7 protein-coding genes are annotated in these 7,699 nt (G+C 60.7%); 1 reads left to right on the top strand and 6 read right to left on the bottom strand.

Annotated elements, in window-relative coordinates; translation table 11 throughout:
• Nucleotides 1–86 precede the first annotated feature (86 nt).
• Nucleotides 87–1,199, bottom strand: coding sequence for an enoyl-CoA hydratase/isomerase DspII (gene dspII, locus AC07XF_RS18240; RefSeq protein ID WP_495027531.1), 1,113 nt, complete (start codon nucleotides 1,197–1,199; stop codon nucleotides 87–89).
• A 132-nt stretch (nucleotides 1,200–1,331) separates the two neighbouring features.
• On the opposite strand from dspII, the gene ung reads away from it, so the two are divergent.
• Complete coding sequence (gene ung, locus AC07XF_RS18235; protein WP_495027530.1) at nucleotides 1,332–2,024, top strand: uracil-DNA glycosylase; 693 nt, start codon at nucleotides 1,332–1,334, stop codon at nucleotides 2,022–2,024.
• Between the two features lie 101 nt (nucleotides 2,025–2,125).
• Here the strand turns inward: ung and AC07XF_RS18230 are convergent, their stop codons facing one another.
• Genes AC07XF_RS18230 through AC07XF_RS18210 form a run of 5 tightly spaced genes read right to left on the bottom strand, consistent with a single transcriptional unit; the run spans nucleotide 2,126 to nucleotide 7,500 of the window.
• Complete coding sequence (locus AC07XF_RS18230; RefSeq protein ID WP_495027529.1) at nucleotides 2,126–3,166, bottom strand: AbrB family transcriptional regulator; 1,041 nt, start codon at nucleotides 3,164–3,166, stop codon at nucleotides 2,126–2,128.
• Entirely contained in the window at nucleotides 3,159–4,673 is a 1,515-nt protein-coding gene (locus AC07XF_RS18225) for a tripartite tricarboxylate transporter permease (protein ID WP_007984722.1), read from the bottom strand. The genes AC07XF_RS18230 and AC07XF_RS18225 overlap by 8 nt, the downstream gene beginning before the upstream one ends.
• A gap of 1 nt (nucleotide 4,674) precedes the next feature.
• The gene (locus AC07XF_RS18220) at nucleotides 4,675–5,133 is read right to left on the bottom strand and encodes a tripartite tricarboxylate transporter TctB family protein (RefSeq protein ID WP_495027528.1); all 459 of its coding nucleotides are present in this window, start codon (nucleotides 5,131–5,133) and stop codon (nucleotides 4,675–4,677) included.
• 60 nt (nucleotides 5,134–5,193) lie between these two features.
• On the bottom strand, nucleotides 5,194–6,171 hold the full coding sequence (locus tag AC07XF_RS18215) for a Bug family tripartite tricarboxylate transporter substrate binding protein (protein WP_495027527.1): 978 nt from the start codon (nucleotides 6,169–6,171) through the stop codon (nucleotides 5,194–5,196).
• 39 nt (nucleotides 6,172–6,210) lie between these two features.
• Nucleotides 6,211–7,500, bottom strand: a complete 1,290-nt coding sequence (locus AC07XF_RS18210) for an OprD family porin (protein WP_495027526.1) — start codon at nucleotides 7,498–7,500, stop codon at nucleotides 6,211–6,213.
• Between the last annotated feature and the right edge of the window lie 199 nt (nucleotides 7,501–7,699).

Here is a 7,699-nt window from a genome sequence, read left to right as displayed (position 1 = left end):
GGCGAAGGCGGAGTGTCAGACAACATCAATGTTTCTGACACTCCGCCTTCGCGAGCAAGCCCGCTCCCACAGTTTTGTGTGTGTTTTCAGTATTCGGACAAGTCCGCCAGCGGATGCCGGCCTTCCCATGCCTTGTGGAAATGCGCCTCTACCACCATGTCCGGCACGTTGTTGATGTCCGGCCAGTGCCAGTGCGGCTTCTGATCCTTGTCGATCAACCGGGCACGTACGCCTTCGCTGAATTCCGGATGACGACAGCAATTGAGGCTCAGGGTGTATTCCATCTGAAAGACCTCGGCCAGCGACAGGTGCCGGGCGCGGATAATCTGCTCCCACACCAGATGCGCGGTCAGCGGCGAGCCTTCGCTCATGGTCCTGGCCGCGCGGCTCAGCAACAGATCGGTGTGATCGCGCAAGGCGCTGATGGCCTTCCAGGCGCAACGCACGTCGCTGACATCCAGCAGTTCGTCGATCTGCTGGCGTCGCGGCAGCCACTGGGCTTCGGGCATCTGCGCCACGGCTTCCTGCTGCAAGGCCTTGAGCAGGCTGTTGAGCTGCATGGGTGTCTGTTCCTGCCAGTTCAGTTGCAACAGGCCTTCGATCAATTCCGGCTGCTGTTCATCGAGCAGGAAACGGTCGGCCAGGTCCAGGTCGATGGCATCGCGGCCGTTCATGTGCGCACCGGTCAGGCCCAGGAACAACCCGAGCTTGCCGGGCAGACGCGACAGAAACCAACTGCCGCCAACGTCCGGGTACAGGCCGATGCTGATCTCGGGCATCGCCAACCGGCTGCTCGGTGTGACGATGCGTATGTTCGCACCTTGCAACAACCCCACGCCGCCGCCCAGCACATAGCCATGGCCCCAGCAGATCAATGGTTTCGGGTAGGTGTGCAGTTTGAAGTCCAGGCGATATTCCGCCGCAAAAAAGTGCGCGGCCAGTGGCGGCACTTCCCCGGGGTGCGCGCGGCAGGCTTCGACCAGGCTGCGTACTTCACCCCCGGCGCAAAAGGCCTTGGGGCCATTACCGCGCAACAGCACGCAGACAATTTGCGGGTCCTTGGCCCAGGCGTCCATGCGGTCGCGCAGGGCGTTGATCATTGGCAGGGACAGGGCGTTCAGGGATTTTTCGGCATCCAGGCTGGCGATGCCGATGCGGGCGCCGTCGGTGCCGGTGAGTTCTTCGAAGTGCAGATTCATCGTGACCTCGATCGGGAATTTGAGGGTTAAGTATGATCGCTGTGTGGGAAAGTGCCGGATCTGTGTCAGATCAATTGACAAGCGAGGTAGGCTTTCCTAGGGTTCGCCCCATTGTTTCTGCCGGGTATGACCATGACTGCTGACGACCGTATCAAACTCGAACCGAGCTGGAAGGAAGCACTGCGTGCCGAATTCGACCAGCCCTACATGACAGAGTTGCGAAACTTCCTGCAACAGGAGCGGGCGGCCGGCAAGGAGATCTATCCGCCGGGGCCGATGATTTTCAACGCGCTCAATTCCACGCCGCTGAACAAGGTCAAAGTGGTGATCCTCGGTCAGGATCCTTATCACGGTCCGGGCCAGGCCCATGGTTTGTGCTTTTCGGTGCAACCCGGCGTGCCGGCGCCACCGTCATTGGTGAACATTTACAAAGAACTCAAACGCGACCTGAACATCGACATCCCCACCCATGGCTACTTGCAGAGCTGGGCCGATCAGGGCGTGTTGATGCTCAACACCACCATGACCGTCGAGCGCGCCAATGCCAATGCGCACAAGGACAAAGGCTGGCAGTTTTTCACGGATCGGGTCATTGAAGTGGTCAGCCAGCAGCAACCGCACCTTGTATTCATGCTGTGGGGCGCCCATGCCCAGAGCAAGCAGAAACTGATCGACGCCACCAAACACCTGGTGCTGACTTCGGTGCACCCGTCACCGCTATCGGCCTATCGCGGCTTTCTCGGGTGCGGGCACTTCAGCCGTACCAACAAATTTCTTGAGCAGAATGGCGAGACGCCAATCGAGTGGCGGTTGCCACCGGTTTAAGCGTTGATTTCGAGGGCCTCTTCGCGAGCAAGCCCGCTCCCACAGGGTTCGCGTGATCCTTGTGGGAGCGGGCTTGCTCGCGAAGCAGGCGACTCGGTCTATCAGACAGAATCCGGGTTGCGGTTCCAGTACTTGAACAACGGCTCCGCCAGAAACAGTACAAACAACAACCGCATCACCTGCATCGCCGTCACCAGCGGCACCGACAGTTGCAGGGTTTCCGCCGTCAGGCTCATCTCGGCGATGCCGCCGGGCATCATGCCCAATGTCAGCGAACGCAGGTCCAGGTGGGTCAGCGCACTCAAACCCAGGGCTGCTACGGTCGCGATCAGCATGGTCAACACCGTGCCGATCAAGGTACGGCCCATAAACGATGGCGCACGCCGGAAAAACTGCCGGTTGAAGTGACAGCCCAGACCGCTACCGATCAACCATTGGCCGATCTGGCTACCGCCATTGGGCAAGCCGATGTGCAGATCCCAGCCGATGCTGACTGCCGCACTGACCAGCAACGGCCCGAACAGCCAGGGATTGGGTTGACGCAGGCGTTCCCAGATCCAGGCCGCCAATGCGCCTGCCGGGAACAGTAGGGCCAGCCAGCGCCAGTCCACGGCGGTGGCATGTAAAACCGGAGCACCATCGCCCAGTAGATATTTGAAAGCCGCCGGCACGCAGAGCACCACGACCAACACCCGCAAACTCTGCCCCGCCGCGACACGGCTGAGCACCGCGCCGTTGCGCGCGCCGAGGTTGACCATCTCCCCGGAACCGCCAGGCATGCTGGAAAAGAACGCCGTGGCGCGATCTTCACCGGTGCGGCGCATCAGCCACACGCCAACCACGGCGGACAGGCTGGTGACCAACGCACCGAAGAAGATCAGACCGAAATGACTCAGCACCTGCTCCATCACCACCGGGGTGAAGTGCAGGCCAATGCCGATACCGACAATCCACTGGCCGCACTTGCGGCCGCCAGGGATTTCGGCCAATTGCCAGGGTGTCAGGCAGCGCACGAGGATGATCGCCAGCAATGAGCCGACCATCCACGGCAAAGGCCAGCCGACCTGGCTGGCGAGGAAACCGCCGAGCAGGCCGACCAGCGGGGTTCCCCACCAGTTTCTGAAGGGTGACCGATCAGACATCGGCGATAGCGCGTTGCGCGACCGAACGTTTGCGCCAGATACGGATGATCGGCATCAACAGCATGATCGCCGTCAGTACCCAGACACCAAATGTGATCGGGCTCGACCAGAGGATTTCCAGCGCGCCGTTGGAAATCGACAGGGCGCGACGCAGGTTCTGCTCCATCAGGCCACCGAGGATGAAGCCCAGCAACAGCGGCGACAACGGGAAGTCCAGCTTGCGCAGGATGTAGCCGAAGATGCCGATACCGATCATCAGGAACAGGTCGAACGTGGTGGCGTGCACTGCGTAGACGCCGATCCCGGTAATGATGGCGATCACCGGCACCAGCGCCCAGTTGGGCACGGCGAGAATGCGGGTGAACACGCGAATCATCGGGATGTTGAGGATCACCAGCATCACGTTGGCAATGAACAACGACGCGATCAGGCCCCAGACAATGTCGGGTTGTTCCTGGAACAACAGTGGACCGGGGGTGATGTTGTACAGCGACAGTGCGCCAATCATCACTGCCGTGGTGCCGGAACCTGGAACGCCGAGGGTCAGCATCGGCACCAGCGCACCGCAAGCCGCGCCACCAATGGCGGTTTCCGGAGCGGCGAGGCCGCGCATGTCACCCTGGCCGAAAGTACCCTTGGCACCGGCGATGCGTTTTTCGGTCATGTAGGCCACGGCACTGGCCAGGGTTGCGCCTGCACCCGGCAACACGCCCATGATGAAACCCAGTACGCCGCAACGAATGTTCACCACGAACACCGATGCCGCTTCCTTGAAGTTGAACATCATGCGCCCGGTGGCCTTCACCGCTTCCTGGCCGTGGTGGGTTTTTTCCAGCAGCAGAAGGATTTCGCTGATGGAGAACAGGCCCAACACCAGCACGACGAACTGGATGCCGTCGGTCAAGTGGATGTTGTCCCCGGTGAAGCGATACACACCGCTGTTGGCGTCGATGCCGACGGTCGACAGGAACAGTCCGATCAGCGCCGCGATGAACGTCTTCAGCGGACGGTCACCCGCCATGCCGCCGAGGCAGACAATCGCAAATACCATCAGGACGAAATACTCCGCCGGCCCGAAGGCAATCGCCCATTTCGCCAGCAGCGGGGCGAACAGCACCATGCCGCAGGTGGCGATAAATGCACCGATGAACGAGCTCCATGCCGACAACGACAGCGCTACACCGGCCAGGCCTTTGCGGGCCATCGGGTACCCGTCGAGGGTGGTCATCACGGTGGAAGCTTCACCTGGAATGTTCAGCAGGATCGAGCTGATCCGGCCGCCGTATTCGCAACCGAGGTACACCGCCGCCAGCAGGATCAGCGCCGACTCCGGCGGCAGGCCGAGGGCGAATGCGATCGGGATCAACAGTGCCACGCCATTGATCGGACCCAGGCCCGGTAACAGGCCGACCACAGTGCCGATCAGGGTGCCGCAGAGCGCGGTCACCAGGTTGTACGGGCTCAGCGCGACGCCGAAGCCCTGACCCAAATAGCCAAGAGTATCCATATCAGTTCTCCAGAACGTCGAGCACGCCAAGTGGCAGCGGCACGTCCATCAAGCGGTCGAACAGCAGGTAAAGACCGACGGCCATCAGGCTGATGATCACCACGCTGGGCACCCAGCGGCCGCCATACAGGCGAGCCATCGGCACACCGGTGATGATGCTGGCGACGATAAAGCCCAGAGGCTCGAAAGTGCCGGCGAACACCAGTAACAGCACCACGCAGATGCCGATCTTGGTCAGGGTTTCGCGGTCCAGCGGCGGCTCGTCAGCACTGTGTTTGATCAGTGCCGGACGGAACACCATGTACAACAGCGCCGAGCCCATCAGGCCGAGCATCAGCAGTGGAAAGGCCCGAGGCCCCACCGGTTCATAGGAAAAAGCCGCTTGGTACGGCCACGCCATCAGCGCCAGGCCGATACAGACCAGCAACAGCACCGAGGCGAAAATGCGTTGTAAGAGCATGGGGAACTCCTGGGCTGCGGCCCCGCAAAAAACGGGGCCGCAGTCGCTAGACAGAGACGATCACTGGATCAGGCCGAACTCTTTGGCCAGCACTTTGTAGTCCGCGACTTGCTTCTTCACGTAGGTGTCCAACTCAGGGCCGGTCATGGCGAACGGGAAGAGCTCACGCTGATCGCGCAACTTGGCGAAGTCTTCGGAAGCCAGCAGTTTGTCGAAGGCAGCTTTCCACCAGGCGTAGTCTTCGTCGCTGACTTTTGGCCCGAGGTAGAAGCCACGCACCACCGGCCAGACGATGTCGTAGCCTTGCTCGCGGGCTGTTGGAATGTCTTTCATTTCCGGCTCGTCCAGGCGCTTGTCGGAGAACACCGCCAGCAGGCGCATATCGCCGCTGAGGATGTGCGGCATGGAGTCGGAGATGTCGGTGCTGCCGACCTGGATGTGGCCGCCGAGCAGGGCGGTGGCAATCTCGCCGCCGCCTTCGAGCGCCACATAACGCAGATCGCGCGGGTTGATCCCGGCGGCCTTGGCGATCAGCGCGGTTTGCATCCAGTCCTGGCTGCCGACGGTGCCGCCGGAACCGATTACCACTTTGCTCGGATCTTTCTTCAATGCCTGGACCAGATCGTCCAGAGTCTTGTAAGGCGAATCGCTTTTCACCGCGATGGCGCCATAGCTGGTGCCGACGGCGGCCAACCAGCGCACGTTGCTTTCATCGAAGCGACCGAACTTGCCTTGGGCCAAGTTCAGCAGCGAACCGCTTGACCATGCCACCAGGGTGCCGGCATCCGCCGGACGCTGGGCAACCACCGCGTTGTACGCCACTGCGCCGACACCGCCGGGCATGTAGGTCACGCGCATCGGTTTGGTCAGCAGTTTTTCGTTGATCAGCGCGCTTTGCGCCAGTTTGCAGGTCAGGTCGAAACCACCGCCGGGCGATGCCGGGGCGATGCATTCCGGGCGCTTGGGTTCGGCAAGCGCTTGGCCAGTGAACAGCAGGACGCTGGCGGCGAGGGCTAGTTTACGCATTGACAGGTTCATTCAAGTCTCCTTGGGAGTTGTTGTTATAGACGTACTGAATTACCAAAGGGCAACGCTATAGCTCACCAGCAGACGTACTTCATCGGCATCGCGAGCGGAGTAGTTGGAACGGTAGGTGGCATTGCGCAGACGCACGGCGACATCCTTGAGCGCGCCGCTTTGTACAACATATTTAATCTCGGAGTTGCGTTCCCATTCTTTGCCTTCGTCACCGTTCTTGAGCTTGATGTTGTCGCCGCTCACGTAACGGCTCATGAAGCTGAGACCGGGGACGCCGAGGGTGACGAAGTCGAAGTCATAACGCGCTTGCCAGGAACGCTCTTCGGCGCCGGCAAAGTCATTGATCTGTACGAAGTTCACCAGGTACGGGTCGCTGCCATCCACATACGGGAATGCGCTGTCGCCGGACATGTGCTGGTAGCCCGCGCTGAACTTGTGCCCGCTCAAGGCGTAACTCAGCAGACCATTGAGGGACTTGTTGTCGATCTTGCCGCCACGGGCCTCGCCCTGGTCATCACTGATGGCAAACCGCAGGTCGCTGGCAAAAGTGCCGGGGCCGAACGGCTGCGAAGCGATCAACCCGAGAAAGTGCTGGTTGTAGACTTCATCGAGTTGCGCGAAGTGGTAGCTGCCGGTGATCTTGTCAGTGAACTTGTAGTCCGCGCCGCCAAAATCGAAGTGTTTGCCGGCCACGGTGCCAGCGAAACGGCTGTTCTTGTTGTTGAGGGCAATGTCCTCGAAGTCGGTGCTGTCGCGATCCTTGGCCTTGTCCAGACGCCCGCCGGTGAAGGTCAGGTTCTTGATCTCTTTGGAGGTCAGCATGCCGCCTTCAAAGGTCTGCGGCAGGATGCGCCCGTCGTTGGCCTTGAGGATCGGCAGTTCCGGGATCAGGGTGCCGATTTTCAGCTCGCTGGCGGAGATCTTCACTTTGCCGGTCAGGCCGAGCTTGGAGTATTCGTCGACGGCCCGTCCATCGTCGGTCGGCAGCAGACCGGTGCCGGTCCGGTCCGGACTCGAATCGAGCTTGACCCCCATCATGCCCAGCGCATCGACACCGAACCCCACGGTGCCGTCGGTGTAGCCTGATTTCAGATTGAGCATGAAACCCTGGGCCCACTCGTCGCGCTTGGACTGTTGGGCACTGGTACCGTCGCGAAAATCGCGGTTGAAATACATGTTGCGGGTTTCGAAAGTGGCCGAGCTGTCGTCGACGAATGCGGCCTGGCTCAAAGGTGAAAAACCGGCAAGGGCAGCAGCGCTGGCAAGCGCAGTGTGACTGAAACGGGAGAGGCGGGCAGGCGCGATAGCCTGGGTCTGCAGGGACTGCATGGATGACTTACTCCGTTTATTGTTCTTATTTGTCGAAAACGCTTCGAGGCGTTTTTCGTATCGCTGTGTGGCTGCAGCGACGGCAGTCGAAACTGTCCGTGGCTGGACTGTAACGGGCTAACCTTTCGCTAACCTTTCAGCTGGCTTTCACGGTTTTCGGGCTTCACAGCGGCGGTGGCGGCTGTAAACTTCGCGCCAG

It is taken from the genome of Pseudomonas sp. GW821-FHT01C01 (genome assembly GCF_059422645.1).
This window is presented reverse-complemented; position numbering and strand designations above follow the sequence as displayed.

Coding starts and splice junctions, on each gene's coding strand:
- AC07XF_RS18220 (WP_495027528.1), bottom strand. CDS start 5,133: ATGCTCTTACAACGCATTTTCGCCTCGGTGCTGTTGCTGGTCTGTATC.
- AC07XF_RS18215 (WP_495027527.1), bottom strand. CDS start 6,171: ATGAACCTGTCAATGCGTAAACTAGCCCTCGCCGCCAGCGTCCTGCTG.
- AC07XF_RS18230 (WP_495027529.1), bottom strand. CDS start 3,166: ATGTCTGATCGGTCACCCTTCAGAAACTGGTGGGGAACCCCGCTGGTC.
- AC07XF_RS18225 (WP_007984722.1), bottom strand. CDS start 4,673: ATGGATACTCTTGGCTATTTGGGTCAGGGCTTCGGCGTCGCGCTGAGC.
- dspII (WP_495027531.1), bottom strand. CDS start 1,199: ATGAATCTGCACTTCGAAGAACTCACCGGCACCGACGGCGCCCGCATC.
- AC07XF_RS18210 (WP_495027526.1), bottom strand. CDS start 7,500: ATGCAGTCCCTGCAGACCCAGGCTATCGCGCCTGCCCGCCTCTCCCGT.
- ung (WP_495027530.1), top strand. CDS start 1,332: ATGACTGCTGACGACCGTATCAAACTCGAACCGAGCTGGAAGGAAGCA.